Raw genomic sequence first — 25,297 nt, forward strand, 5'->3', positions numbered from 1 at the left:
CGTGATGCGGATCATCTCGTACAACCTGCGCAAGCACCGTGCGGCATCCGAGCTCACCAGGCTCGTCGAGGACCACGGTGCGAACCTCCTGTGCCTGCAGGAGTGCGACGTCGCCGCCCTCCCCGAGCGCATCGCGAACCTGAAGCTCGCGCGTGCGACCGCGGGCAACCGGCTGGGGCTGGCGCTGTATCACGGGGCGAGCATGTTCCGTGCCGAGAAGGTCATGACCTGGGGGCTGAAGAAGTCCCTGCACGACATCGTGCTCCGGCCGGCGCACGAGAGGGTGCTCGGTGTGCGGCTGCGCGACATCGACGACGGGCATGAGATCGTCGTGGGGTCGTTCCATGCGGCACCGCTGACGGCGCTGAACTCGCTGCGGCGCAGTCAGATCCGTGCGGCGCTCACGCAGCTGCAGTCCCTCGGCCCCGATCTGCCGGTGCTCATGGTCGGCGACTACAACTATCCGGTGTTCAAGGAGAGCCTCGGGCAGACGGTCCGCGACCACGGCTACTCGCTGACCCTCAGCGACGACCACACCTATACGCGGTACCGGGTCTTCCGCGGACACTACGACTTCGCGACATCCGTCGGCCTGACTATCGACCGCATCACCACGCTTCCGCAGGGCACGAGCGATCACCGGCCGATCCTCGTGACGGCGCGGGTGCGCGAGGCGTTCGCCTACGAGCGCATTTGATCGAGGCGACCGGATGCCGTAAGCTGATCCTTTGGTGCCCGCACTGCTGGGTGCCACGAACGTGAGCCCTCCACTGGCGTGTTCCCTCCTGTCGGAGAGAACCACCCCGGAGCGGGATTCACGAACCACTCCGTTCGATCAAGAAAGCAGCACTACTGTGACGCGCACTTACACCCCGAAGGCCGGGCAGGTCCAGCGTGACTGGGTCGTCATCGACGCAACCGATGTCGTCCTCGGCCGCCTCGCCTCCCACGCCGCCACGCTCCTGCGTGGCAAGCACAAGCCGACGTTCGCCAACCACGTCGATGTCGGTGACTTCGTCATCATCATCAACGCCGACAAGGTGGCACTGACCGGCCAGAAGCTCCAGAAGAAGCTGGCGTACCGTCACTCGGGCTACCCGGGCGGCCTCAAGTCGGTCACCTACGCCGAGCTGCTCGAGAAGAACCCCGTCCGTGCGGTCGAGAAGGCCGTCCGTGGGATGCTCCCGAAGAACACCCTGGGCCGCCAGCAGCTCTCCAAGCTGAAGGTCTACACCGGTGCCGAGCACCCGCACGCTGCGCAGCAGCCCCAGCCGTACACCCTCGACCAGGTCGCCCAGTAAGCGCCGCACAGACTAGGACAATTCTCGTGGCGAACAACGATTCCATCGAAACCCCCAGAACTACACGACCGAGACTCCCGAGGCGGCTGCTGCCGAGCACGCCGCTCCTCGCCCGGTCCTCAACGTCCCCGGCGCCGCCGTGGGCCGTCGCAAGCAGGCCATCGCCCGCGTGCGCCTCGTTCCCGGCTCGGGCACGATCACGGTCAACGGCCGTGCACTCGAGGACTACTTCCCGAACAAGCTCCACCAGCAGCTGATCACCGACCCGTTCACGGTCCTGGGCCTCACGGGTGCCTACGACGTGATCGCTCGCATCTCCGGCGGCGGCGACTCCGGTCAGGCCGGCGCGCTGCGCCTGGGCATCGCCCGTGCCCTCAACGAGATCGACGCGGAGAACAACCGTCCGACCCTCAAGAAGGCCGGCTTCCTCTCGCGTGACGCTCGCATCAAGGAGCGCAAGAAGGCTGGTCTCAAGAAGGCCCGCAAGGCTCCTCAGTACTCGAAGCGTTAAGGTTCGGCCCTTCCGATGCCGCTTTTCGGCACGGACGGTGTGCGAGGACTCGCCAATGGCGTCCTCACCGCCGACCTCGCTCTCACCCTGGCCCAGGCGACCGCGGTCGTCCTGGGCCAGGGCCGTACTGCAGAGGCGCGCAAGGCGCAGGGCAAGCGGCTGACGGCCGTCGTCGCCCGCGATCCGCGCGTATCCGGGGAGTTCCTCGCCGCGGCCGTGGCCGCGGGCCTGGCCTCGTCCGGCGTCGATGTGCTCGAGGCCGGGGTCATCCCGACGCCGGCCCTGGCGTTCCTGATCGCCGACCGCGACGCCGACTTCGGCGTCATGGTGTCGGCGTCGCACAACCCCGCCCCGACAACGGCATCAAGATCTTCGCCCGCGGCGGGGTGAAGCTCCCCGACATCGTCGAGGAGCGCATCGAGAAGGCGATGTCCGGCGACAAGCTGCTGCCCACGGGCGCCTCCGTCGGCCGCATCCGACGCTTCTCGGACGCCGAGGACCGCTATCAGCTGCACCTGCTGGCTTCGATCCCGCATCCGCTCGACGGCATCCACGTCGTGCTCGACTGCGCGCACGGCGCGGCGGCGGGCGTCTCGCCGCAGACCTTCACGGACGCCGGCGCCAAGGTCACGGTCATCGGTGCCGATCCCGACGGCCTCAACATCAATGACGGCGTCGGCTCGACCCATCTCGACAACCTCGCCGAGGCCGTCGTCCGGCTCGGAGCCGATGTCGGCATCGCCCACGACGGCGACGCCGACCGCTGTCTCGCGGTGGACGCCGACGGCAACATCGTCGACGGCGATCAGATCATGGCGATCCTCGCGGTGGCGATGAAGGAGCGCGGCGAGCTCGCCGAGAACACGCTCGTGGCGACTGTCATGAGCAACCTCGGACTCCACCGGGCCATGCACGAGCACGGCATCACCGTGCGCCAGACCGCCGTCGGCGACCGCTATGTGCTCGAAGACATGAATGAGGGCGGCTACTCGCTCGGTGGCGAGCAGTCCGGCCACGTGATCATGAGTCGGTACGCTACGACCGGCGACGGTCTGCTCACCGGTCTGCACCTGGTGTCGGAGATGGCCCGCCAGAAGAAGTCGATGGCCGAACTCGCGTCGATCATGACCGTGTACCCGCAGGAGCTCGTCAACGTTCGCGGCGTCGATCGCACCCGGGTGAAGGACGACGAGGGCGTCACGGCCGCCGTGCGCGCCGCCGAGGAGCAGCTGGGCGACACCGGTCGGGTGCTGCTGCGCGCCTCGGGCACCGAGCAGCTCGTGCGGGTCATGGTCGAGGCGGCCGATGCCGACACGGCCCGCTCGCTCGCCGACTCCCTCGCAGAGGTCGTGCGGGAGCGGTTGGCGCTGTAGGCGAACTCGTCGTCTCGCACGGCTTCCCTCCCGGAAGGCGAGGATACGAGCGAGCCCCTTCAGGTGCGTGCATGAGTGCGCTGCGGCGCGCGCAGGATTCCGCACCGCGTCCCAACGGGTACCCTTCATTCCTGATGGCCTCTGCGCCGAAGGAGTGTTGCATGGCGATGAACGACATCAAGGTCGACAGCGCGGATCGCCTTGTGGCGGCGGCGCTGCAGGTGAACGGGCGTGCCTCATGGGGGAGATCGCTCGTGCGCTCGACATCCCGGAGCGCACGGTCGCGCGACGCGGCCAGAGACTGCTCGACAGCGGACTCGTCAGGGTGTCCACGTACGTGGACCCCGCCCGCGTGCTGCACGCGAGGGCGGTGCTGTTTCGCATCACCACCCGCCCGAAGGAGCTGTGGAACGTCGCTCGCACTCTCGCCCGACGCGCGGATGCCTCGTCCGTGTCGATCCTGGAGGGCAGCAGCGACATCGCCGGGATGCTCCTGCCTCGCGATGACGCGTCGATCCGTGAGTTGCTCTTCACAGACTTCCGTGAGTTGAAGGGGGTCGAGTCCATCAACGTCACGACTGTGCTGAAGTTCTTCCGCTCAGGGCACGATTGGCGCGCGGATGTGCTGAGCGACGCGCAGGTGCGGCTGCTCGATCCTCCTACGACGCGGAGGGCCGATCCGGGTGACGTTCTCTCTGCGGATGAGCAGGCGCTGATCGAGCTGCTTCTTCTCGATGGGCGGATGCCCGTGGCTCAGCTGGCGCGCGGCGTCGGTTTGAACGTCACGACGACCCGTCGCCGCATGGAGTCACTCACGCGACGCGGACTCATGCATCCTCGCACCGAGGTCGTCCCTCAGTTCTTCGGGCTCGGGCTCGAGGCGCTGGTGTGGTTCCGGGCGCCGATGGCGCGCCTGGAGACCATCGGGTGCGCACTCGCGGAGACGGCTGAGGTCAAGTTCATCGTGGCGACCACGGGACCTCCCAGCTGCTCGCGAACATCCTCGTCAAAGACGAGGCGGCCTTCTACGAGTTCCTGACGGGGCCTGCCATCGCGGGGCATGACGGACTCGAGGTGGTCGACTCCCTGGTGGTGATCACCCCGGTCCTGAGGGGGTCGCTCATGGTCGATGAGGCGCCCGAGCGCGACGGTGAGGACGCACTCACCGGGGCGATCAGAATCTAGGCCACATCCTCCAAGTTATAGAGCTGTTATGGCGAAATAGTTCAATCTGACTTGCATAATTGGCCAATACAAGCAAATATCATCTCGTACGGATTCAACCGGCGAGAGGATCACCGTGTTCACGGCAACGGGAAGCGACTGGGCGCAGCGCGTGGAAGCACTGGATCTGCGCACGAGCCTGCTTCTCGACGGCGGATGGGTACACGGCTCCGCCGCACCGCTCACGCCTGTCAGCCCTCGCGACGGCCGTGCACTGCCGGAGGTAGCGGCAGCGTCGGCCTCTGATGTCGATGCCGCGGTCCGCTCGGCGCGCACCGCCTTCGAGTCGGGCGTCTGGTCGCAGCGTGCACCACGTGACCGCGGGCAGGCCCTGATCGCCTTCGCGCAGAAAATCCACGACACGGCCGAAGAGCTCGCGCTGCTGATCTCGCTCGAGATGGGCAAGCCCATCCGCGAAGCCCTGCAGACGGAGCTCCGCGCGGTCGTGAACTGTTTCCGCTGGTATGGCGAGGCTGCGGACAAGGTTCTCGACGAACTGCCAGTCACGACGCCGAGCAGCTTGGCGCTGGTCACCCGCGAGCCCGTCGGCGTCGTCGCCGCAGTGGTGCCGTGGAACTTCCCGCTGACCATGACGGCCTGGAAGCTTGCGCCGGCACTCGCCGTGGGCAACAGCGTGATCCTCAAGCCCGCCGAGAACTCCACCTATTCGGCGCTGCGCCTCGCCGAGCTCGCCATCGAGGCGGGCATCCCCGCCGGCGTCCTCAACGTCACTCCCGGTCGCGGGATGAGACCGGACGGGCGCTCGGCGAGCACGGGGATGTCGACGTCGTGACCTTCACCGGCTCTCCCGAGGTCGGTCGGAGGTTCCTCGGCTATTCGGCTGCTTCGAACGGCAAGCGCGTCTGGCCGGAGCTCGGCGGCAAGACCGCGAGCCTGGTGCTGCCCGACGCCGATCTGGAGCAGGCCGTGCGAGCCACGGCAGACGGATGCTTCTACAACCAGGGCCAGATGTGCACCGCTTCCTCGAGGTTGCTCGTACCCCGGGCCGACCGCGATCGCGCGCTGGAGATCGCCGCCGAGGTCGCGCGCACGAGCCTTCCGGATGATCCCTTCGCCGTCACCACCTCGATGGGCGCCATCGTCGGCGAGGGACAGCTCCGCAGCATCGCGGGATTTGTGGAGCGCGCGGTCGCGGAGGGCGGAGAGATCGCCGCGGGAAGCGCTGAGCGCTACGAGGCCGTTCCCGGAGGCAGCTACTTCGCGCCCGTCGTCCTCGGCGTCACCCCGGAGCACGAGGTCGCACGTCGCGAGGTCTTCGGTCCGGTGCTGTCCGTCATCGCCTACGACGACGTCGAGGATGCGCTCAACATCGCCAACGGCACCGAGTACGGTCTCGCCGCAGCCCTGTGGAGCAACGACCTCAACGCCGTGCACAGGCTGTCGCGCCGGCTCAAGGCAGGGTGGTCTGGGTGAACTGTTTCGAAGAGGGCGACATGACCATTCCGTTCGGCGGGGTGAAGGGCTCGGGCTTCGGGCGGGACAAGAGCCTGCACGCACTGGAGAAGTTCACCGATCTGAAGTCCACCTGGATCGAGCTGTCATGATCCGGCCCCTCATCGGGATCACCACCTGGCAGCGTCGGTTCGACACCGAGCTTGGCGAGAAACGCCCCGTGCACAGCCTGGGCGTCGAGTACGCCTCACCTGTGGAGGCTGCGGGCGGCGCGGTCGTGCTGCTTCCTCCCACCGGAGGCGTCGACGACGTGCTGAACCGGCTCGACGGTCTGGTCGTCTCCGGCGGGGAGGACATGGACCCGACCCGTTACGGTGCAGGACGGCAGAACGGCAGGAGCTACGACCCCTCCCGCGACGAGTTCGAGATCGCGCTCGTCTCGGGCGCCCGCGACCAGGGATCCCTGTCCTTGCGATCTGTCGCGGGATGCAGGTGGCCAACATCGCCTTCGGCGGCACTCTGATCGTCGACATCGCGGCGTCCGCGGCTCATCGCCCCGTGCGGGGCGCGGCACAGCTCGACGAGCGGCATCCGATCTCCCTCGATCCGGTCAGCCGACTGGCGAGGACGTATGGGGTGACCGAGCGGATCGTCAACACCATCCATCACCAGGCCGTCGGAACTCTCGCCCCGGGGTTCCGTGCTGTCGCCTGGGCGCCGGACGGGATCATCGAGGCGATCGAACCCGATGGCGAATGGCCCTTCTGGGGTGTGCAGTGGCATCCGGAGAAGATGGCGCAGCCGGCCGAAGCTGCTCAGGAGCAGCCCTTGTACGCGGCATTCCTCGCCGCGGCACGTCAACGAGCGGCGGGGAGTCCGCCGCAGAGAAAGGAACAGAATGAGCAAGCAGATCTTCCTCGAGTACGAGAACGGCACCCGTGCCGTAGCGACCTTGATGGAGGACCTCGCCCCCGAGACCTGCAAAGCGCTGTGGGGCGCTCTGGAGAAGCCGGTCACGATGCAGGCCCTGCACGCCATCTACGCCGGACCCGAGGTCATGGTCGGCCTTCCCGAGGAAGCGCAGAACTTTGACCCCGAGGCGGTGCCCCACGAGAACCAGCAGGTCATTCCCGCCCCTGGCGACCTGATGTGGTACTGGCAGCGCCCCATGCAGATGGGCGGGCTGCCGTTCGAGTGGTACGAGGTCGGTGTCTTCTACGACCGCGGGGCACGTACGCTCGGTCCGCTCGGCTGGACTCCGGTGAACATCTGGGCGTCTGTCACCGAGGGTCTGGCGGAGTTCGCCGCGGAGAGCGCCGCCATCCGTATCGACGGCGCCAAGAACCTCACGATCGGTCGTGTCGCCTGAGGGAACCTCGCCCACGCCGCCTGATCACATACCGAATGACGAATACAAAGGAGTAAGCATGAAGAACCGCAGACTATTCACGCTCGGCGCCCTCGCGGCCGCCAGCTCGCTCGTGCTGGCCGGCTGCAGCGGCAATGCCGAACCCCCGTCGGAAGGCGGCGACGAGAAGCCGTTCGCCGGCGAGACGCTCGTCGTCACGACCTTCGGCGGCGACTGGGAGACGGCCTTCGTCGAGGCGGTCGTTGAGCCCTTCGAAGAGGAGACCGGTGCCAGTGTGCAGCTCGTCACCCTCTACAGTGCCGACGCGCTCGCGCAGGTGACCGCCCAGAAGGCCAGCCCGCAGATCGACGTCGTGCACTTCTCCGGAGGACAGGAGTACACCGCCGCACAGGAGGGACTGATCGAGCCGATCGCCGCATCCGACCTCTCCGAGTACGACAACCTCGTCGAGGTCGCGACCGTCGGACTCGAGCGCGGGGAAGGCCCGGTGATCCAGCTGGCGCCCATCGGGCTCGTCTACAACACGGAAGCGGATGCCCCGGCACCGACATCCTGGACGGACCTGTTCGACGAAGCCTACGCGGGTCACATCGCACTCGCCGACTTCTCCAACACCTACGGGGTGCTGTCCATGCTTCGCGTCTCGGACGTGCTCGGCGGAGGGATCGACGACCCCTCCCAGGCGATCGCCGACCTTGGCGCGCTTGCGGCCGATGGCGACGCGATCGTCGTCCCGACATCGCCCGACCTTCAGACGGCGTTCGCGCAGCGCGGCACCTGGCTCGCCCCGTACGCGATGGACTACGCCGGCACTCTGCAGGACGCCGGACTCCCGGTGGAGTTCATCGTCCCCGAAGAGGGCGTGACCGCATCGCTCATCACCGCAAACGTGGTCTCCGGCCGGGAGAACCCGGAGCTGGCTAAGTTGTTCATCGACTTCGAGCTGCGCCCGCACGCACAGAAGGTCTTCGCCGAGCAGATGCGCTACTCGCCGGTCAACACGACCACCGAGCTGTCGGCGGACGCCGAGGGCACTGTGCTCACCGCCGATGAACTCGCTTCGGCCGTCGTGTACGCTCCTGGTGACATCGCCGCGAACCGTCAGGCGTGGACCGATGAGTGGAACGCCCTGATCACCCAATGAGCACTCGAACCCGCAAGGAGCCCTGGCTCCTTCTCCTGCCGGCGATCGCCCTCCTGGCGATCGGCTTCGTCACCCCGGTGGCGGGTATGCTCCTCATGAGCGTGCAGTCGCCGGCAGGCGGGTTCACCCTGGAAAACTTCACGCGACTGTTCTCCAGCGACTACCATCTCCAGGCTGCGTGGCGCTCGCTCCGCCTGGGGCTGATCCAGACGGCCGTCACTCTCGTGCTGGCCATCCCGCTCTCGTACATCATGGCGAGGTCCGGTCCGAGAGTGCGCTCCTTCCTGCTGATCGTCATCATCCTCCCGCTCATGACGAGCGTCGTCGTCCGCACCTTCGGGTGGGTCGTGCTGATGGGACCCATGGGCCTGCTCATGGACATTCCCGGCGCCGAACTTCTCGTTCGCGGCACACAGGGCTTCCTCGGCACCGAGGCGGGAGTGGTCATTGCCATGGTCCAGGTGCTGCTGCCCTTCGCGGTGTTGAGCATCCTCGGCGTCATCTCCGGCATCCGCCCGCAACTCGAAGAGGCAGCGCGCACGATGGGCGCCGGTTTCTGGCGCACACTGTGGCATGTCGTACTGCCCTTGTCGGTGCCCGGCATCATCGCCGGGGCATCCCTCGTCTTCGTGCTGTCGGTCAGCTCGTTCATCACGCCCCGCTTCATCGGCGGTGCGCAGATCCCGGTCTTCGCGCAGACGATCTACGTCGACGCGACCACCAATCTCAACTGGCCGTTCGCAGCGGCTCAGGCTGTGCTGCTCTTCGGCGGCGTCACGCTCGTGCTGGCGGCGACCGCTCGACTCGGAAGGGCACGGGTGCAGGCATGATCCGCTCAGTGCCGATCCTCGGAAAGATCCTGGCGATTCTTCTCGGCGTCGTCGTGACGCTGTACATGCTCGTCCCGCTTCTCGTGGTCGCAGGTGCCTCGGTGAGCGAGAGCCGTTTCCTCACCTTCCCACCGCAGGGGTTCACCCTCGACTGGTACGTGGACGCCCTCACCTCAGACACCTACCTCGAGCCCTTCCGGCTGAGTCTGATGGTCGGTGTGACGGTCGCGATCTTCGCAGCCGTCATAGGGACGGCTGCGGCGCTCGCCCTGACGCGCTTCCCGATCCCCGGTGCCGGAGCGATCCAGGCGTTGCTGATGTCGCCGTTGACGCTGCCGACGATCATCCTCGCCATCGGTGCGCTGTCGTTGACGTCCATGACCATCGGTGCTCCCAACGTCGGCGTGCTGGTCGTCGTGCACATCGTGATCGCGATTCCCTATGTCATGCGCACCGTCACCGGTGTGATGGCGCGGGCGGATCACTTCACCGAAGAAGCTGCACGGACCCTCGGTGCGAGCGCGTGGAACCGCTACCGCCTGGTCGTGCTACCCATCGCCCGCCCGGGCATCGCCGCAGGCGCCTTCTTCGCATTCAACATCTCGTTCGACGACGCGGTGATCGCGCTGTTCCTGAGGACGCCGCAGCTGGAGACACTGCCGATCGCCATCTACGGGCAGCTGGAGTTCAGCACGTCGCCGACGGTCGCCGCCGTCTCGACGCTCATGGTCTTGATCACCGTCGTACTCATGATCGTCCTCGAACGCATTATCGGCCTGGGAAGGTTGTTCGTCTGATGACTACGCTCACCATCGCTTCTCTCACGAAGGACTTCAAGAGCACCACCGTGCTCAAGGGGATCGACCTTACGGTCGAGTCGGGGGAGTTCATCTCCTTGCTCGGGCCGTCGGGCTGCGGCAAGACGACTTTGCTGCGCTGCATCGCCGGCCTCGAGACGCCCAGCGGCGGGTGATCGAGATAGGTGGGACGGACGTCACGCGCCTCCCGCCGGAGAAGCGTCATCTGGGCATGATGTTCCAGAGCTATGCGCTTTTCCCGCACATGACGGTCGCGGAGAATGTGCGGTTCGGGCTGCGGATGGCCGGCGACAAGCCGAAGTCCGAACAGCGCGCGCTCGCCGTGCGTGCGTTGGAGCGCGTGCAGATGGGCCACCTCGCCGACAGGTTCCCGGCTCAGCTGTCGGGCGGACAGCAACAGCGGGTCGCGCTCGCGCGAGCGATCGCGTTCGAACCGCGGGTCCTTCTGCTCGATGAGCCACTGTCTAACCTCGACGCGCGTCTGCGGGAGGACATGCAGATCGAGCTGAAGGAGTTGCATCGTGCTCTGGGACTGACGACCGTCTTCGTCACCCACGACCAGGAGGAGGCGATGAGTCTCTCCGACCGCATCGTTCTCATGAACGCCGGCCGCATCGAGCAGGAAGGAGCGCCGACCGAGCTGTACGGTGCCCCGCGCTCGTCCTTCGCCGCAGACTTCATCGGCTCGGCGAACCTCCTGCCGGCCACCCGTTCCGGCGGGTCGGCAGTGCTGGAGGGAACCGACGTGACAGTCGCCGTGAGCGGCGAAGGGGCGATGGGCAAAGGGCAGGTCATGCTCCGTCAGGAAGATCTCCGCCTCCGCTCCGCGGTCGCCGCGGACGCACCGGTGCCTGTCGACGTCGTCGCCTCCGTGTACCGGGGTGCCGATGTCGTCTACGTTGTCGAGCTGGCTGGGCGGCGCCTGCGTGTCGTGCTCCCGAGGCATGAGGAGATCCTCCCGGCGGGATCGGCCGGCCTCGGCTGGCGGGAGGGCGCCGCGCTGTGGCTCTCTGAGTGAGCTCGCGGCATCCGGTCTCAGGGTTGGTCGCCCTCCCACGACATCGACTCGATGTAGCGCAGAAGCACGCCCTCGCGCAGCGCCCAGGGGCTCACCTCGAGCACATCGATCTTGAGCGCCTCCATCGCGGCGTGCAGGACGACGGCGGCCGCGACGATCTGGAACGTCCGGTCCGGGGTGATCCCGGGCAGCTCCTGGCGGGCGGCGGCGGGATCTTCGCCAGACGCGGGATCCATGCGGCGAGCGAGTCCTTGGCCAGCTCGACGCGGTCGTAGCTCGGCACCGAGGCGACGCGGCGCCCGGCCAGCGTGGCGAGGGAACGGATCGCCTTCGACGAGCCGACGATGTGATCGGGCTTCGGGAGGGCGCGGAACTGCTCGGCCAGCGGCGCCAGCACCCCGCGGGCGTGTTCGCGCAGACGCTCGACCGCCTCCAGCCCGGGCGGGTCGTCGGGGAGGAACTGCACCGTCATCCGACCGGCTCCGAGCGGAACGGATGCCGCGAGCTCCGGTGTCTCCTCGGCGCCGGCCGCGAACTCGAAGGAGCCCCCGCCGATGTCCAGCAGCATGATGCGCCCGGCCGCCCACCCGAACCAGCGGCGCACAGCGAGGTAGGTCAGCTCCGCCTCCGCCTGCCCGCCGAGGACCTGCAGGCTCTGACCGAGCGCCGCCTCGATGCGGGCGATGACCTCGTCGCCGTTGCGCGCCTCGCGCACGGCGCTCGTCGCCGTCGCCAGCAGGGCGTCGACGCTCTCCGCGGCGGCGATCTCGCGGGCGCGGGTGACGGCGGCCTCGAGAGCCCGGATGCCGTCCTCGCTGATCGCGCCGTCGGCGGTGAGGAAGCGCATGAGGCGCAGCACCGTGCGGTCGCTCGTCGTCGCCGTCGGCCGCCCGCCCGGATGGGCGTTGGCGGCGAGCAGGTGGACGGTGTTCGAACCGATGTCGAGGACTCCCAGGCGCACGGGTCGAGAATACCCGGTGAACGGCACGGGACCGGCCGACCGATACGATGTAACCCGTGAGCGACGACCCGAACCCGCAGCTTTCTCCGTACCGGGAGATCGATCGCGCGGACTGGGCGCGTCTGGCCGCCGACCTCGATCAGCCGCTCGCCGAGACCGAGCTCGTCGCGATCCGCGGGCTGGGAGACCGCCTCGACCTCACCGAGGTGAGCGAGGTGTACATGCCGCTGAGCCGGCTGCTCAGCCTGTACGCGTCGGCGACGAAGCGTCTCGGCGGCGCGGTCAGCGACTTCCTGCAGGAGGACGACACCACCACGCCCTTCGTCGTGGGCGTGGCCGGATCCGTCGCGGTGGGCAAGTCGACGATCGCGCGCCTGCTGCGTGAACTCATGAGCCGCTGGCCGGGCACCCCGCGGGTCGAGCTCGTCACGACCGACGGCTTCCTCTACCCGAACGCCGAGCTCGAGCGCCGTGGGCTCATGGAGCGCAAGGGGTTCCCGGAGTCCTACGATCGCCGCGCGCTCGTGGAGTTCCTCACCAAGGTCAAGAGCGGCGCACCCGAGGTGCGCGCTCCCTTCTACTCGCACATGAAGTACGACATCATGCCGGACGCGCACGTGGTGGTGCGGCGCCCCGATGTCGTGATCGTGGAGGGGCTGAACGTGCTGCAGCCGCCACCCGCGCCCAACGACGTCGCCGTGAGCGACCTGTTCGACTTCTCCGTCTATGTCGACGCCGATCCCGCGCACATCGAGCGCTGGTACGTCGACCGCTTCCTCGCGCTGCGCAAGGGCGCCTTCAGCAACCCCGCCTCCTACTTCAACGTGTTTGCGCACCTGACCGACGAGGAGTCGGAGCAGGCGGCGCTCGGATACTGGCGCGACATCAACATGCCCAACCTCGTCGAGAACGTGATGCCCACCCGGCATCGGGCGACGCTCGTGCTGAACAAGGGCGAGAACCACGCCGTAGAGAGCGTACTTCTGCGCAAGCTTTGACAAGCGGCGGATCAATGCGCGAAGGGCGTTGATGCGCCGATTGTCAAGGTTGAGCAAGCGAAGCGCGTCGAAACCTCGGTGTTCTCGCGGATCAATGCGCGAAGCATCCCCCGCGGCATCTGGCGTCCGCGCAGGGTTGCGCCCCTTATCCTTGGAACCATGTGTGGAATCGTCGGATATGTGGGCCCGCGCCCGAGCCAGGACATCCTGATCGCCGGGCTCGCCCGCCTGGAGTACCGCGGCTATGACTCGGCCGGGATCGCGATCATCGACGAGTCCGGCGACCTGGGCATGCGCAAACGCGCCGGCAAGCTCAAGGTCCTGCGCGACGACCTCGCCGCCACTCCGCTCGCCGACGGCACGACCGGCATCGGGCACACCCGGTGGGCGACGCACGGCGGGCCGACCGACGGCAACGCCCACCCGCACCTCGCCGACGACGGCCGGCTCGCGGTCATCCACAACGGCATCATCGAGAACTTCGCCGAGCTGAAGGCGGAGCTGGTGGCCGGGGCGTCACGTTCCTCAGCGAGACCGACACGGAGGTCGCCGCAGCCCTCCTCGGGCGCGAGTACCGCCGAGCGGGCGATCTGCAGGCGGCGTTCCGCGCCGTGGTGGCACGACTCGAAGGAGCCTTCACGCTGCTGGCGATGCACCAGGACGAGCCCGGCCTCGTCGTCGGCGCCCGGCGCAACTCGCCGCTGGTCATCGGCATCGGAGACGGCGAGAACTTCCTCGGATCGGATGTCGCCGCCTTCGTCGAGCACACCCGCAACGCCCTCGCGATCGGGCAGGATCAGATCGTCGCGATCCGTCCGGATGCCGTCGAGGTCACCGACTTCGAGGGCGCGCCCGTCGAGGTGGAGCCCTTCGAGGTGACCTGGGACGCATCGGCGGCCGAAAAGGGCGGCTGGTCGTCGTTCATGGCGAAGGAGGTCTCGGAGGAGCCCGAGGCCGTCGCGAACACGCTGCGCGGCCGCATCCGGGACGGCGAGGTCGTCATCCCCGAGCTCGAGGGTCTCGACGAACTGTTCACCGGCATCTCGCGCATCATCATCGTCGCCTGCGGCACGGCCGCCTACGCCGGACAGACAGGCAAGTACGCGATCGAGCAGTGGACCCGCATCCCGGTCGACGTCGAGCTCGCCCACGAGTTCCGCTACCGCGACCCGGTCGTGGGGCCCGAGACGCTGGTCGTCTCGATCTCGCAGTCGGGCGAGACCATGGACACCCTCATGGCGGTCAAGTACGCGCGCGAGCGCGGGGCCAAGACGCTGTCGATCTGCAACACGCAGGGCGCCACGATCCCTCGCGAGTCGGATGCGATCGTCTACACGCACGCGGGCCCAGAGGTCGCCGTCGCCTCGACGAAGGCCTTCGTCGCCCAGATCACGGCGCTGTACCTCATGGGTCTGCACATCGGGAGGCTGCGGGGGACGGTGCCGGATGCCGCGACCCACGTCGCCGAGCTCGAAGCCGTTCCGGGCAAGATCAGCCGCGTGCTCGAGACCGAGCAGGAGCGCATCGAGCAGTTCGCCGCGTGGATGGCCGACACCCGCTCCGTGCTGTTCCTCGGCCGCCACGTCGGCTACCCGATCGCCATGGAGGGGCGCTCAAGCTCAAGGAGCTCGCCTACATCCACGCGGAGGGCTTCGCGGCCGGTGAGCTCAAGCACGGCCCCATCGCGCTGATCGAGCCGGGGCAGCCGGTGTTCGTGATCGTGCCCTCGCCGCGTCAGTCGGCCGAGATGCACAAGAAGGTGATCTCCTCGATCGAGGAGGTCCGCGCCCGCGGTGCGCGTGTCGTCGTGATCGCCGAGGAGGGCGATGCGGCCGTGCTGCCCGTCGCCGACGAGGTGCTGCGCATCCCGCTGGCGGGTCCGCTGTTCGAGCCGCTCCTGGCCGTCGTGCCGCTGCACATCTTCGCGATGGGGCTGTCCAGCGCGAAGGGCCTGGATGTCGACCAGCCCCGCAACCTCGCCAAGTCGGTCACCGTCGAGTAGCCGCCGGTAGGCTGAGGCGGTGATCATCGGCACCGGCATCGACCTCGTCGACATCGCCCGCTTCGAGCGGACGGTGGAGCGCACCCCGCGGCTGCTCCCGCGCCTCTTCTCGCCGGCCGAACGACTGCTCAAGCTCCGTTCGCTCGCCGCCCGCTACGCCGCGAAGGAGGCGCTCATCAAGGCGCTCGGGGGTCGGACGGCGTCTACTGGACCGAGATCGAGATCGCCTCGGAGCCCTCGGGCAAGCCGGTGTTCGCGCTGAGCGGCTCCACGGCATCCGTGGTCGAGGAGCGCGGCATCACCGCCCTGCACCTGACGATGACCCACGACGCCGGGCTGGCCGCGGCGTTCGTCGTGCTGGAGGGGATCCGCGATGACCGCACCGTTCCGCGAGGCGACGATCGACGCTGATGCGATCGCCGACAACGTCCGTCACCTGCGCCGGCTCACCGGGGTGGATGTCTTCGCCGTCGTCAAAGCGGACGGCTACGGGCACGGGGCGACCATCGCCGCCGTCGCCGCTCTCTCCGGCGGGGCGAGCCGCCTCGGCGTCGCCACCCTCGGGGAGGCGCTCGCGCTGCGCCGCGACGGGATCACGGCCCCCGTCATGGCCTGGCTGCACGAACCGGGTGAGCGCTTCGCGGCGGCCGCCGTCGAGCGCATCGAGCTCGGCATCTCGAGTTTCGATCAGCTGGAGGCCGCCGGGGCGGCCGCACATGTTGACCAGCCCGTCGACGTCCACCTGAAGATCGATACGGGGCTCTCCCGCAACGGCATCGCTCCCGGCGACTGGGGGCGCGTGTTTGCCGAGGCGGCGCGGCTGGAGCGGGTGGGCCGCATCCGGGTGATCGGCCTCTTCAGCCACGTGGCCAACGCCTCGCGTCACGCCGACCTGCAGGCGCTCGCCGCGTTCGAGAGGGGCACGGCGGCGGCGACGGATGCCGGCATCCGCCCGCAGTTCCGTCATCTCGCCGCGACCGAGGCCGCCATCGCCCGCCCCGAGCTGCGCCTGGACGCCGTGCGCTGCGGGATCGGCATCTACGGACTCTCGCCCTTCGCGGATCGCTCCTCGGCCGAGCTGGGCCTGCGCCCGGCCATGACGCTGCGCGCGGCCGTCGCCGCCGTCCGGCGCGTGCCCGCCGGCACGGGCGCCTCCTACGGCTACGACTTCGTCACCGCCCGCGACACGACTCTGGCGCTCGTGCCGCTCGGCTACGCCGACGGCGTGCCGCGGCAGGCCTCCGGCGCGGGTCACGTCGTGGTGGGCGGACATCGGATGCCGGTGGCCGGCCGCATCGCCATGGACCAGTTCATCGTCGACGCCGGCGGACACTCGGTGTCGGTGGGCGACGAGGTCGTGCTGTTCGGCGATCCGACGCTGGGGCAGCCCGCTGCCGATGAGTGGGCGGCCGCCGCCGGCACCATCAACTACGACATCGTCACGCGCATCGGCGCCCGCGTTCCGCGGCGGACGGCATGAGCCTCCGATCACCGAGCTCGTCGACGAGTCCGGAACCCGGACGGTACGAGATCGCGGCATCCGACGACATGGAGGAGCTCGGGCGCGCCTTCGGGCGGTGCTGCGCGCGGGTGACCTGCTCGTACTGACAGGCCCGCTGGGCGCGGGCAAGACGACTTTCACCCGCGGGCTCGCCGAGTCCCTCGGTGTGCGGGGGCCCGTGCAGAGCCCGACCTTCGTGATCGCGCGCACCCACCCCTCGCTCGTGGGCGGACCGGCGCTCGTGCACGTGGACGCCTACCGGCTGGGCGCGGCGGCCGAGCTCGACGATCTGGATCTGGACCTGGAACGCTCTGTCGTCGTCGTCGAGTGGGGGCGCGGCATGGCAGATTCGCTTGTGGACCAGTGGTGGGACGTCGAGATAGAGCGGCCCGTCGGGGCAGACGAGTCGCTCGCAGATGAGGATCTCGATGCCGACGCGCCGCGGGTGGTGACGGTGCGCCGCGTCGGCGCCTGACCGGACGGGGGAGCCGTAACGCTCAGGATGTCCGCGACGACGTAATCTGGAGACGTGATTCTCGCCGTGGACACCTCTTTGGGTACCGCCGTCGCGCTCGTCGGCGCGGACGGTACCGTGCGCGCCTCCGCCGCCACCGCCGGTGCACTCGGGCACGCGGAGATCATCGGCGACCTGCTGAGGGACGTGCTCGCCGAGGTGGACCCGGCCGAAATCACCCATGTCGCCACCGGAATGGGGCCTGGGCCCTTCACCGGCCTGCGCATCGGCATCGCCGCTGCCCGTGCCTTCGCGCTCGGTCGGGGCGCGCCGGTGCTCCCGGTGCCGAGTCACTTCGCCCCGGCCCTCGCGCACCTGACCTCGGATGCGGCGTCCACGCCCTTCGCGGTCGTCACCGACGCCCGCCGCCGCGAGGTCGCCGTCTCCGTCTTCGACGGCCTCGACGCCGACGGGCTGCCGCGTCTCACGGCCGAGACCGTGCTGGTCGCCCGCGCGGATGCCGAGGCGCACCTCGCGGGGACGCCGTACGCCGAGGTCACAGAACTCGCGGCATCCGACCTCGGACGCGTGGCCGCCCGTGCCCTCGCCGCCGGCCGCACGCTCACCGGCCCCGAACCGCTCTACCTGCGATCTCCCGATGTCCAGCCGCCCGCGCCGCGGAAGAAGGTGGGCGCATGACGATCCGCCTCGCCACCCCCGACGACCTCGCGGCCATCATGCGCATCGAGCGCTCGTCGTTCCCGACCGACGCCTGGTCGGAGGCCGCGATGGCCGAAGAGCTCGCCTCCCGCACGGGCACTATCTCGTCGACGACGTCGCCGGCGCCATCGTCGGCTATGCCGGGCTGCGGGCGGTGCAGGGAGCATCGGATGCCGACATCCAGACCATCGCGCTCGATGCCGATCACCGCGGCACCGGTCGGGGGCGCCGTCTGCTGACCGCCCTGCTCGACGAGGCGACCCGCCGCGGTGCGCGAGACGTGTTCCTCGAGGTGCGCGCCGACAACCCCGCCGCCGAACAGCTCTACCTGTCGGAGGCCTTCGTCGAGATCGGCCGCCGCCCGCGGTACTACCAACCCGACGATGTCGATGCGATCGTGATGAAGCTCGACCTGCGCGGGCGGGCCGCCGCGCCCGTCGCCGAGGCGGGGCGTGCACATGAACCGCGAAACCCCGCTGGTGCTCGGCATCGAGACGAGCTGCGACGAGACCGGGATCGGCATCGTCCGCGGGCGGACGCTGCTGAGCAACACGATCGCCAGCAGCATGGATGAGCACGCCCGCTACGGCGGCGTCGTGCCCGAGGTCGCGGCCCGTGCGCATCTGGAGGCGCTCCAGCCGTCGATCGAGGCCGCGCTCGCCGAGGCGCAGGTGCGACCCGAAGACCTCGACGCGATCGCGGTGACGAGCGGTCCGGGTCTGGCAGGGGCGCTCATGGTCGGCATCGGCGCGGCCAAGGGCCTCGCCGTGGCCCTCGACAAGCCGCTCTACGCGGTCAACCACCTCGTCGGGCACATCGCCGCCGACATCCTCGACGCCGAGGCGCCGCCCCTGGAGTATCCGACGATCGCGCTGCTCGTCAGCGGCGGGCACACCTCGCTCCTGCACGTGCGCGATCTCACCACCGACGTCGAGCTCCTCGGCGAGACGATGGACGACGCCGCCGGCGAGGCCTTCGACAAGGTCGCTCGGCTCCTCTCGCTGCCGTATCCGGGCGGCCCCGAGATCGACCGTGCCGCGGCATCCGGCGACCCGGACGCGATCCACTTCCCGCGCGGGCTGTCGCGGGCGTCCGACAGGGCGAAGCACCGCTACGACTTCTCGTTCTCAGGGCTGAAGACCGCTGTCGCCCGTTGGGTGGAACGCTGCGAGGCGGAGGGCGCCCTTCGACAGGCTCAGGGACCGGTCGTTCCGATCCCGGATGTCGCGGCGAGCTTCCGCGAGGCGGTCGTCGACGTGCTCGTGACCAAGGCTCTCGACGCCTGCGAGGAGCGGGGGTGCCGCGTCTGCTGCTGGGCGGCGGTGTGATCGCGAATCGTCGCCTGCGCGAGGTGGCGCTCTCGCGGGCCGCGGACGCGGGGTCGCCGTGCGCATCCCGCCCTCTCGCTCTGCACCGACAACGGGGCGATGATCGCGGCACTGGCCGCGGAGCTCATCCGCTCCGGTCGCCCGCCCTCGACTCTGGCATTCGGCGCCGACTCGACGCTGCCGGTCACCGAGATCCAGGTCGCGGAGGAGGTTCCGGTATGAGCGAGGACGGCACCGACGGCCCGCTGCGCCGCGACCTCCGGGCCGCGGAGGGCTCGCGCGCCGAGGAGGCGCCGTCCACGGAGACCCCGCCGCCGCTGGCGGGTGCGGCTCCGCGGCCCGGCCCGCGGTGCCGCCGCCGAGCTCCGTCGCACAACAGGCCCCGACCTCGCCGCTTCTCGGCGACCTCGGCGCCGACATCGAGCATCCCGAGGCGAGCGCGCGCATTCCGGGCGACACCCGCCGTCCGCTCACCCGGTTCCCGACCGACCCGATCGGCATCGTGCCGACGTACGAGGTGGGCCCCGAGCTCGGCGCACCGGAGCCCCTGCTCGAATGGGAGCCCGCACCGACCCCGGTCGTCAAGGGAGCACTGGCGCCCTGGGCGCTGGGCGCGGCGATCCTCGCTCTCGTCGTGTCGTTCTTCGTCGGCTGGGGGTCCCGATCGGCCTGCTCGCGGTCGGCACGGCGATCGTGGCGCTGCGACGCCCGATCGAGAGCCATGGGATCGCCCGCTGGGCGCTCGTGCTGGGCCTGGTGTCCACCGCGTTCAGCCTCGGCTGGCTCATCTGGGCGGCGATGGCGCTGGAGCGGCTGGGCTGATGCGCGACGAGACGGCCGAGCTCAGGGCGCTCCAGGAGCGGGCGTACGCTCCCGGTGGCATGCTGAACGAGGCCGAGTCTCGGCGACTGCACGAGCTGCAGGAGCGGCGCCGACGCGCGTCGGCATCGGATGCCGAAGAACCACCGAAGGACGCGGCGCCGGATGCCGTGGGCCCCCGACCGCGGCTTCCGACACCGCGGGTCCCGGTCGGGCTCCTTGTCGCCGGCCGCCTCGCAGACGGCCCCGCCCGTGCCGCTCCGCCGGAGTCGAACCTCGGAGGCTCCTCCGCCCGGCCCGCCGTCGACGACGCGACCCTCGGATCGGCCGTCCTCGAGCAGCCCGTCCCGGCATCCGACTCTGCGTCCCTCGCTCGCGGCGCCGGCCGCTGCTCGCCCTCGCGGGAGCGGCGCTCCTTCTCCTGGGTGTCGGTGTCGGCTGGGCGCTGCCGCAGCTGGCCGCGCAGACCGGCCCCTCGCTGAGTGTCGAGCAGTTGGAGCGACGCGACGAGCTGACCGAACTCGAGCCGTTCGACGAGGGCACGATGACGCTCGTGAAGCAGGATGACGTCGAGGGCGCCCGCGTGTGGCTGGCGACGCGACTGGAAGGAGACATCACCTGCGTCATCATCGACACGGGGACGACCACGGCACCTCCTGCCTGCGGGAAGAGGCTCTGGAGAACGGTGTGCTGTCTGCGAGCGTGACCATCGAGGGCGACGACACACGATTCGAGTCAATCGAGGCGGCGGTGGTGTTCTCCACGTCCGGTGAGCCCGTTGCGCAGATCCACCGCTTCAGCCACCAGACCGGCGACTGGCTCTCGCAGTTCCCCGGCGACGTGCGAGTCCAAGCGGAGCAGCTGATCGAGGACGGCTTCGACATGCACTCCGTGCAGGTGGTCGGCGAGTTCGACGGCGAGCTGGTGTGGACGGCTTGGCGCGACGGCGGGAGGGAACGATGCCTCATCGTCGGAGGGCACAACGGCGGAGTCGCCTGCGCGCCGATGGACGAGGCAGATGAATCGGGGCTGCGCTTCGTCACGATCACCGGAGACCGCACGGGTGCAGAGGCCCATGTGCTGACGCTGCACTACACCATCTGGTTGTGGCCCTACCTCACGATCGAGACCCGGTCGGCGACGGGGATCACGGTCGAGGAACAGAGCGGGCAGATCATCGACGTCGAGCTCTCCTGCCCGGAGTGCGAGGCCGACTGAGCGCGCTCACACCCGGTCGGCGAGGATCGCCAGCCGCTTCTGCCCGACCCGCGTGAGGAAGAGCGTCGCCGCCTCGTCGCCGCGCAGTGCGAGCTTGCGGCGGAACTGCGCGGGGTCGACGTCCACGCCGCGCTTCTTGATCTCCAGCGTCCCGATCCCGTGGGTGCGCAGCGCGGCATTGATCGCAGGCACCTTCGCGGGCAGCGTCTCGCGCACGCGGAAGGACTGCACGAAAGGACTCGTGCCCGCGGCATCCGATGTCAGATACGCGATATGCGGATCGAGCATGCCGGCGTCGAGGCTGCGGGCGACGTCGCCGATGAGGCGGGCACGGATGATCGCCCCATCGGGCTCGTGCAGGAACTCCCCGAGCTCGCGGCTGGGCTCGTCCTCGGAGTCGGATGCCGCGGTCAGCTCATGCGCCTCGTCGCCGCGCAGCACGAGCGCCGAGCGCCGGACGCCGTCGCGCGCCAGCACACCCGACCACAGCACGAGCTCGACCACGCTGCCGTCGGCGCTGATCCACTGTGCTTCGGCATCCTCCGGGAGCGCGTCGCGGTCGTGCGCGGGACCGAGCTTGATCCCGGTGGGGATGCGGCCGGCCAGGTCGAAGGCCCAGTCGAGGGGAGGCGAGTAGTCCTCGGCGCGGATGCGGCGGGTCTCGCTGTGCCCGCCCGTGCGGCGGGCGGGGTCGAGCCAGACGGCGTCGGCTCCGCCTGCGGAGTTCTCTGCCGGCCCGTCCGCTGAGTTCCGGTCGCCCCGCGAGCGCAGCGAGTCGAAACGCCGCGTGCGTGCGATGAAGTCCTCCGCGGTCGCGTGCCGCACCTCGACCCGATCGCCGAAGACGGCGAGGTTGTAGGCGGCGATCGCCGCGGTCACCTCGTCGGCGTCGACGGCGGTCACCCGCAGGCCCATGGCCGCGAACGCCAGGGCGTCGCCGCCGATCCCGCAGCCGAGGTCGGCGACATGCGAGAGGCCGACCGCCCGCAGACGCCCGGCGTGATGGGCGCCGACCGTGCGGCGGGTGGCCTGCTCGAGCCCGGCGCGGGTGAAGAGCATGCGTGCGGCGAACTCGCCGAACTTCGCCTGCCCCCGGTGTCGCAGGTGAGCCTGCCCGACGACGGCCGAGACGAGTGCGGGGGCGTGCCCGGCGGCGCGCAGACGTGAGACCTCGCGCGCGACGTCCGTTGTCGATGCGATCGGCGGCAGCGCATCCAGCAGCGCCAGACCCTCGGGGTCAGCAGCGCACGCAGCTCGTCGATCTCCACCCGCTCAGCCTACGGCGACGTCGCCGTTCCGTGACGCAGGATTGGCACTCGCGTTGCATGAGTGCCAGCCGACCGCCTACACTGTGAGTTAGCACTCTCGGGTTGAGAGTGCGAACAAGTCTTTCGTGTCAGCGTCAAGAAAGAAGAGGTAGACCGTGTCGGTTTCCATCAAGCCGCTCGAGGACCGTATCGTCATCAAGCAGGTCGAGGCCGAGCAGACCACCGCGAGTGGTCTGGTCATCCCTGACACCGCCAAGGAGAAGCCCCAGGAGGGCGAGGTCGTGGCCGTGGGCCCCGGTCGCATCGACGACAACGGCAACCGTGTCCCGCTCGACGTCGCCGTGGGCGACCGTGTCCTGTACAGCAAGTACGGCGGCACCGAGGTCAAGTTCGGCGCGGACGAGTTCCTCGTCCTGTCGGCCCGCGACGTGCTCGCAGTGGTCGTGCGCTGACCTCTCCACGAGCTCAGGGACTGAAGAGTTCCACGGAGGGCCCGGATGCTTCGGCATCCGGGCCCTCCGTCGTATCCGGCGTCGGCGTGGAGGGCGGCGCCACCCCTCGGCGCGGCCTCTAGGCTGGCCTGATGGTGAAGAAGCGGTCGATGTCCGAGGCGACGCTCGGCGGCGTGTACGCGATCGCCGCGTACCTGCTCTGGGGCTTCCTCCCGGCGTACTTCCTGCTCCTGGCGCCGACCGGTCCGTGGGAGATCGTCGCCTGGCGCGTGGTGTTCTCCCTCGCCGTCTGCGCGGTGCTGCTGACCCTCGCCCGCACGTGGCGCAAGCTCCTCGCGATCTTCCGACAGCCGCGGCTGCTGGCGTGGACGGCCCTGGCCGGCATCCTCATCTACATCAACTGGCAGGTGTTCCTGATCGGGACGCTCACCGAGCGGATCATCGAGACGAGCCTGGGGTACTTCATCAACCCGATCTTCACCGTGCTGCTGGGCGTGCTGATCCTGCGCGAGCGTCTGCGGGTCACGCAGTGGGTCGCCGTGGGGCTGGCCGCCATCGCGGTCACCGTGATCATCGTCGGCTACGGGGACTTTCCCTGGGTCGCCCTCTGTCTGGCCGGATCGTTCGGTCTCTACGGTCTCGTCAAGAAGCGGATCGGCCCCTCGGTGGACGCCGTGAGCGGTCTGACGCTGGAGACCGTGTGGCTCACGCCCATAGCGATCATCCAGCTCGTCATCGTCGGTGCGACCACGGGCATCACCCTGGCACGGCGGGCGCCGGGCATGCGGTGCTGCTCTGCCTCGCCGGCGTCGCCACGGCAGCGCCCCTGCTGCTGTTCGCCGCCGGGACCAGGCGTGTTCCGCTGAGCCTCATCGGCCTGCTGCAGTTCCTCACGCCCATCATGCAGTTCGTCTTCGGCGCCTGGATCATGGGGAGCCCATGCCGCTGGAGCGCTGGATCGGGTTCGGGCTGGTGTGGACGGCGCTCGTGCTGCTCACGGTCGATCTGCTCGCGAACGCCCGGCGCACCCGGCGTGCGGGCAGGGCCGCGGATGCCGCATCCGACATCGAGAGAGCATGGACCGGAGCGACGTCGTTACCCAAGTGAGACCTCCCATCGAGCATCGTTAGCGAACGGCAACCTACGGGAAACAGAGCACGGCTAAGTTGAGTTCTACTGACCGGTTCCCGAACCGGTTCTAACGTTCATTCGAAGCAAGGAGCAACATGAGCGTCTTCACAAGTACGCGTGCGCGCAAGGTGTTCGGCAGCATCGCCGCAGTCAGCGCCAGCGCGTTGATCCTCGCCGGCTGTGCCGGTGGGGCCGACCCCGCCGATCCGGTCGACCCCGAGGGCCCGACCGAGCGCGAGCCGCTGAGCCTGTCGATCGGAACGGTGCTTCCGCAGACCGGTGCCCTCGCCTTCCTCGGACCGCCCGAGGAGGCCGGTGTCGGCGTGGCCGTGAACGAGGTCAACGCCGCCGATCTCGGTGTCACGATCTCGGTCGAGTGGGGTGACTCCGGCGACACGGACAACCGTGCCTTCGACACCACCATCCCGCGTCTGATCAGCGCGGGCGTCTCGGCGATCATCGGTGCCGCGTCGTCCGGTGTGACGGCCCTGTTCCTCGATGACGTGGTCGCCTCCGGCGTCCTCACCATCTCGCCCGCCAACACCTCGCCCGCATTCACGACCTGGGACGACAACGGCCTCTACTTCCGCACCGCGCCCTCGGACGCGCTGCAGGGCGAGGTCCTCGGCAACCTGGTCGCCGAAGACGGTCACGAGACCCTGGGCATCATCTGGCTGAACGACCCCTACGGCTCGGGCCTGAACGACGCCACGACCGAGAACTTCGAAGCGGCCGGCGGAACCGTCGTCGCCTCGGAGTCCTACAACCAGGGTGACACCAGCTTCGACGCGCAGGTCAGCACGATCCTCGCGGCCCAGCCCGACGCCATCGCCGTGATCGCGTTCGAGGAGACCTCGACGATCATCCCGGCTTTCGTCGCCAACGGCTTCGACGGCTCGAACTTCTACCTCGTCGACGGAAACATGTCCCAGTGGGGCGATGACATGCCGGTGAGCATCGAAGGCTCGAAGGGCACCACCCCGATGGGCGCCGACCTCACGCAGGACTTCTTCGACAGCCTCGAGGAGAACTGGCAGGAGCGCGAGGGCGTGTCGCTCGACGGCGAGTACAGCTACGCGGCAGAGTCCTACGACGCCGTCGTGCTGCTGGCCCTGGCCTCGCTGGCGGCCAACTCCACCGACTCGGCGGCCATCGCGGGCAAGCTCCGCGAGGTCTCCGGCGGCGAGGGCGACGGCACCGCGTGCACCACGTTCGCGGAGTGCGCGCAGATCATCCTCGATGGCGGCACCGCCAACTACGAGGGTCTGACCGGTCCCATCGACTTCGATGAGAACGGCGACCCGACCGGTGCCACGATCGGCATCTTCCAGTTCGGTGACGACAACCGTCACACGCGCATCGGCTGATAGCCCGCGCTGAACAGGCAGAGGGCCCCGGAACCTTGGTTCCGGGCCCTCTCGCTGTGCCTGGGCCACTGCCCTCC

The 25,297-nt window shown here is 69.2% G+C and carries 20 protein-coding genes and 10 pseudogenes; 28 read left to right on the forward strand and 2 right to left on the reverse strand.

Annotated features, from left to right (window positions below; translation table 11 throughout):
• The first annotated feature begins 4 nt into the window (after nucleotides 1-4).
• The 13 genes and pseudogenes from KAE78_RS10250 (at nucleotide 5) to KAE78_RS17755 (ending at nucleotide 11,001) form a co-directional block, all read left to right on the forward strand.
• Entirely contained in the window at nucleotides 5-697 is a 693-nt protein-coding gene (locus KAE78_RS10250; protein WP_223170780.1) for an endonuclease/exonuclease/phosphatase family protein, read from the forward strand.
• Nucleotides 698-854: 157 nt separating this feature from the next.
• Nucleotides 855-1,301 (forward strand): 50S ribosomal protein L13, encoded by a 447-nt coding sequence (rplM, locus tag KAE78_RS10255; protein WP_223170781.1) that lies wholly within the window; start codon nucleotides 855-857, stop codon nucleotides 1,299-1,301.
• A 52-nt stretch (nucleotides 1,302-1,353) separates the two neighbouring features.
• Nucleotides 1,354-1,812: pseudogene (gene rpsI / locus KAE78_RS10260) on the forward strand (30S ribosomal protein S9); the annotation flags it as partial.
• A gap of 15 nt (nucleotides 1,813-1,827) precedes the next feature.
• Nucleotides 1,828-3,185: pseudogene (gene glmM / locus KAE78_RS10265) on the forward strand (phosphoglucosamine mutase).
• A 238-nt stretch (nucleotides 3,186-3,423) separates the two neighbouring features.
• Nucleotides 3,424-4,224: an Lrp/AsnC family transcriptional regulator gene (locus KAE78_RS10270; RefSeq protein WP_223170783.1), complete on the forward strand. Its 801-nt coding sequence runs from the start codon at nucleotides 3,424-3,426 to the stop codon at nucleotides 4,222-4,224.
• Between the two features lie 297 nt (nucleotides 4,225-4,521).
• Nucleotides 4,522-5,974 (forward strand): annotated as a pseudogene (locus tag KAE78_RS10275) (aldehyde dehydrogenase family protein).
• Nucleotides 5,971-6,572, forward strand: a pseudogene (locus KAE78_RS19735) (gamma-glutamyl-gamma-aminobutyrate hydrolase family protein); the annotation flags it as partial. The pseudogenes KAE78_RS10275 and KAE78_RS19735, both read left to right, overlap by 4 nt.
• A 148-nt stretch (nucleotides 6,573-6,720) precedes the next feature.
• Nucleotides 6,721-7,191 carry a DUF3830 family protein gene (locus KAE78_RS10285; protein ID WP_223170784.1) on the forward strand — a complete coding sequence of 157 codons (471 nt, stop codon included), beginning with the start codon at nucleotides 6,721-6,723 and terminating at the stop codon, nucleotides 7,189-7,191.
• A gap of 58 nt (nucleotides 7,192-7,249) precedes the next feature.
• Complete coding sequence (locus tag KAE78_RS10290; protein WP_223170785.1) at nucleotides 7,250-8,335, forward strand: extracellular solute-binding protein; 1,086 nt, start codon at nucleotides 7,250-7,252, stop codon at nucleotides 8,333-8,335.
• Nucleotides 8,332-9,165: an ABC transporter permease gene (locus KAE78_RS10295; RefSeq protein ID WP_223170786.1), complete on the forward strand. Its 834-nt coding sequence runs from the start codon at nucleotides 8,332-8,334 to the stop codon at nucleotides 9,163-9,165. The genes KAE78_RS10290 and KAE78_RS10295 overlap by 4 nt, the downstream gene beginning before the upstream one ends.
• Nucleotides 9,162-9,962 carry an ABC transporter permease gene (locus tag KAE78_RS10300; RefSeq protein ID WP_223170787.1) on the forward strand — a complete coding sequence of 267 codons (801 nt, stop codon included), beginning with the start codon at nucleotides 9,162-9,164 and terminating at the stop codon, nucleotides 9,960-9,962. The genes KAE78_RS10295 and KAE78_RS10300 overlap by 4 nt, the downstream gene beginning before the upstream one ends.
• Complete coding sequence (locus KAE78_RS17750) at nucleotides 9,962-10,138, forward strand: ATP-binding cassette domain-containing protein (protein WP_262927631.1); 177 nt, start codon at nucleotides 9,962-9,964, stop codon at nucleotides 10,136-10,138. The genes KAE78_RS10300 and KAE78_RS17750 overlap by 1 nt, the downstream gene beginning before the upstream one ends.
• A 56-nt stretch (nucleotides 10,139-10,194) precedes the next feature.
• Complete coding sequence (locus tag KAE78_RS17755) at nucleotides 10,195-11,001, forward strand: ABC transporter ATP-binding protein (RefSeq protein WP_262927632.1); 807 nt, start codon at nucleotides 10,195-10,197, stop codon at nucleotides 10,999-11,001.
• A 17-nt stretch (nucleotides 11,002-11,018) separates the two neighbouring features.
• Here the strand turns inward: KAE78_RS17755 and KAE78_RS10315 are convergent.
• Nucleotides 11,019-11,962: pseudogene (locus tag KAE78_RS10315) on the reverse strand (Ppx/GppA phosphatase family protein).
• A gap of 56 nt (nucleotides 11,963-12,018) precedes the next feature.
• On the opposite strand from KAE78_RS10315, the gene coaA reads away from it, so the two are divergent.
• From coaA to KAE78_RS10375, 12 genes and pseudogenes are all read left to right on the forward strand, one after another.
• Nucleotides 12,019-12,960: a type I pantothenate kinase gene (gene coaA, locus KAE78_RS10320; protein WP_223170788.1), complete on the forward strand. Its 942-nt coding sequence runs from the start codon at nucleotides 12,019-12,021 to the stop codon at nucleotides 12,958-12,960.
• Nucleotides 12,961-13,119: 159 nt separating this feature from the next.
• A pseudogene (glmS, locus tag KAE78_RS10325) lies at nucleotides 13,120-14,962 on the forward strand (glutamine--fructose-6-phosphate transaminase (isomerizing)).
• 19 nt (nucleotides 14,963-14,981) lie between these two features.
• A pseudogene (locus KAE78_RS10330) lies at nucleotides 14,982-15,373 on the forward strand (holo-ACP synthase).
• Complete coding sequence (gene alr, locus KAE78_RS10335; protein WP_223170789.1) at nucleotides 15,336-16,442, forward strand: alanine racemase; 1,107 nt, start codon at nucleotides 15,336-15,338, stop codon at nucleotides 16,440-16,442. Before KAE78_RS10330 ends, alr begins: the two are co-directional and overlap by 38 nt.
• Nucleotides 16,439-16,938: pseudogene (gene tsaE, locus KAE78_RS10340) on the forward strand (tRNA (adenosine(37)-N6)-threonylcarbamoyltransferase complex ATPase subunit type 1 TsaE). Before alr ends, tsaE begins: the two are co-directional and overlap by 4 nt.
• Before the next feature lie 54 nt (nucleotides 16,939-16,992).
• Nucleotides 16,993-17,616 (forward strand): tRNA (adenosine(37)-N6)-threonylcarbamoyltransferase complex dimerization subunit type 1 TsaB, encoded by a 624-nt coding sequence (gene tsaB / locus KAE78_RS10345; protein WP_223170790.1) that lies wholly within the window; start codon nucleotides 16,993-16,995, stop codon nucleotides 17,614-17,616.
• Nucleotides 17,576-18,211 carry a GNAT family N-acetyltransferase gene (locus tag KAE78_RS10350; protein ID WP_223170791.1) on the forward strand — a complete coding sequence of 212 codons (636 nt, stop codon included), beginning with the start codon at nucleotides 17,576-17,578 and terminating at the stop codon, nucleotides 18,209-18,211. Before tsaB ends, KAE78_RS10350 begins: the two co-directional genes overlap by 41 nt.
• Nucleotides 18,096-19,187, forward strand: a pseudogene (gene tsaD / locus KAE78_RS10355) (tRNA (adenosine(37)-N6)-threonylcarbamoyltransferase complex transferase subunit TsaD). Before KAE78_RS10350 ends, tsaD begins: the two are co-directional and overlap by 116 nt.
• Before the next feature lie 333 nt (nucleotides 19,188-19,520).
• The gene (locus KAE78_RS10360; protein WP_223170792.1) at nucleotides 19,521-19,787 is read left to right on the forward strand and encodes a hypothetical protein; all 267 of its coding nucleotides are present in this window, start codon (nucleotides 19,521-19,523) and stop codon (nucleotides 19,785-19,787) included.
• Complete coding sequence (locus KAE78_RS10365; RefSeq protein WP_223170793.1) at nucleotides 19,787-20,266, forward strand: hypothetical protein; 480 nt, start codon at nucleotides 19,787-19,789, stop codon at nucleotides 20,264-20,266. The genes KAE78_RS10360 and KAE78_RS10365 overlap by 1 nt, the downstream gene beginning before the upstream one ends.
• 11 nt (nucleotides 20,267-20,277) lie before the next feature.
• On the forward strand, nucleotides 20,278-20,490 hold the full coding sequence (locus KAE78_RS10370; protein WP_223170794.1) for a hypothetical protein: 213 nt from the start codon (nucleotides 20,278-20,280) through the stop codon (nucleotides 20,488-20,490).
• Entirely contained in the window at nucleotides 20,487-21,002 is a 516-nt protein-coding gene (locus KAE78_RS10375; RefSeq protein ID WP_223170795.1) for a hypothetical protein, read from the forward strand. Before KAE78_RS10370 ends, KAE78_RS10375 begins: the two co-directional genes overlap by 4 nt.
• A gap of 6 nt (nucleotides 21,003-21,008) precedes the next feature.
• Here the strand turns inward: KAE78_RS10375 and KAE78_RS10380 are convergent, their stop codons facing one another.
• Nucleotides 21,009-22,061 (reverse strand): THUMP-like domain-containing protein, encoded by a 1,053-nt coding sequence (locus KAE78_RS10380; protein ID WP_411155929.1) that lies wholly within the window; start codon nucleotides 22,059-22,061, stop codon nucleotides 21,009-21,011.
• 364 nt (nucleotides 22,062-22,425) lie between these two features.
• Here KAE78_RS10380 and groES point away from each other — a divergent pair, with 364 nt between their 5' ends.
• The 3 genes and pseudogenes from groES (at nucleotide 22,426) to KAE78_RS10395 (ending at nucleotide 25,220) form a co-directional block, all read left to right on the forward strand.
• Nucleotides 22,426-22,722, forward strand: a complete 297-nt coding sequence (groES, locus tag KAE78_RS10385) for a co-chaperone GroES (RefSeq protein ID WP_017203655.1) — start codon at nucleotides 22,426-22,428, stop codon at nucleotides 22,720-22,722.
• A gap of 131 nt (nucleotides 22,723-22,853) precedes the next feature.
• Nucleotides 22,854-23,829: pseudogene (gene rarD, locus KAE78_RS10390) on the forward strand (EamA family transporter RarD).
• Nucleotides 23,830-23,948: 119 nt separating this feature from the next.
• Nucleotides 23,949-25,220 (forward strand): ABC transporter substrate-binding protein, encoded by a 1,272-nt coding sequence (locus KAE78_RS10395; protein WP_223170796.1) that lies wholly within the window; start codon nucleotides 23,949-23,951, stop codon nucleotides 25,218-25,220.
• The last annotated feature ends 77 nt before the right edge of the window (nucleotides 25,221-25,297 follow it).

It is taken from the genome of Microbacterium sp. NIBRBAC000506063 (genome assembly GCF_017968845.1).
In the GTDB taxonomy this organism is placed as follows: domain Bacteria; phylum Actinomycetota; class Actinomycetes; order Actinomycetales; family Microbacteriaceae; genus Microbacterium.

Excerpts from the sequence above, each read along its gene's own strand:
- KAE78_RS10300 (WP_223170787.1), top strand. The coding sequence starts at position 9,162 with ATGATCCGCTCAGTGCCGATCCTCGGAAAGATCCTGGCGATTCTTCTC.
- KAE78_RS10250 (WP_223170780.1), top strand. The coding sequence starts at position 5 with ATGCGGATCATCTCGTACAACCTGCGCAAGCACCGTGCGGCATCCGAG.
- KAE78_RS10395 (WP_223170796.1), top strand. The coding sequence starts at position 23,949 with ATGAGCGTCTTCACAAGTACGCGTGCGCGCAAGGTGTTCGGCAGCATC.
- KAE78_RS10350 (WP_223170791.1), top strand. The coding sequence starts at position 17,576 with ATGTCCAGCCGCCCGCGCCGCGGAAGAAGGTGGGCGCATGACGATCCG.
- KAE78_RS10360 (WP_223170792.1), top strand. The coding sequence starts at position 19,521 with ATGGGAGCCCGCACCGACCCCGGTCGTCAAGGGAGCACTGGCGCCCTG.
- KAE78_RS10295 (WP_223170786.1), top strand. The coding sequence starts at position 8,332 with ATGAGCACTCGAACCCGCAAGGAGCCCTGGCTCCTTCTCCTGCCGGCG.
- KAE78_RS10380 (WP_411155929.1), bottom strand. The coding sequence starts at position 22,061 with ATGCTCTTCACCCGCGCCGGGCTCGAGCAGGCCACCCGCCGCACGGTC.
- alr (WP_223170789.1), top strand. The coding sequence starts at position 15,336 with ATGACCGCACCGTTCCGCGAGGCGACGATCGACGCTGATGCGATCGCC.
- KAE78_RS10365 (WP_223170793.1), top strand. The coding sequence starts at position 19,787 with ATGCGCGACGAGACGGCCGAGCTCAGGGCGCTCCAGGAGCGGGCGTAC.
- KAE78_RS10290 (WP_223170785.1), top strand. The coding sequence starts at position 7,250 with ATGAAGAACCGCAGACTATTCACGCTCGGCGCCCTCGCGGCCGCCAGC.
- KAE78_RS10270 (WP_223170783.1), top strand. The coding sequence starts at position 3,424 with ATGGGGGAGATCGCTCGTGCGCTCGACATCCCGGAGCGCACGGTCGCG.
- KAE78_RS17755 (WP_262927632.1), top strand. The coding sequence starts at position 10,195 with ATGATGTTCCAGAGCTATGCGCTTTTCCCGCACATGACGGTCGCGGAG.
- KAE78_RS10285 (WP_223170784.1), top strand. The coding sequence starts at position 6,721 with ATGAGCAAGCAGATCTTCCTCGAGTACGAGAACGGCACCCGTGCCGTA.
- KAE78_RS17750 (WP_262927631.1), top strand. The coding sequence starts at position 9,962 with ATGACTACGCTCACCATCGCTTCTCTCACGAAGGACTTCAAGAGCACC.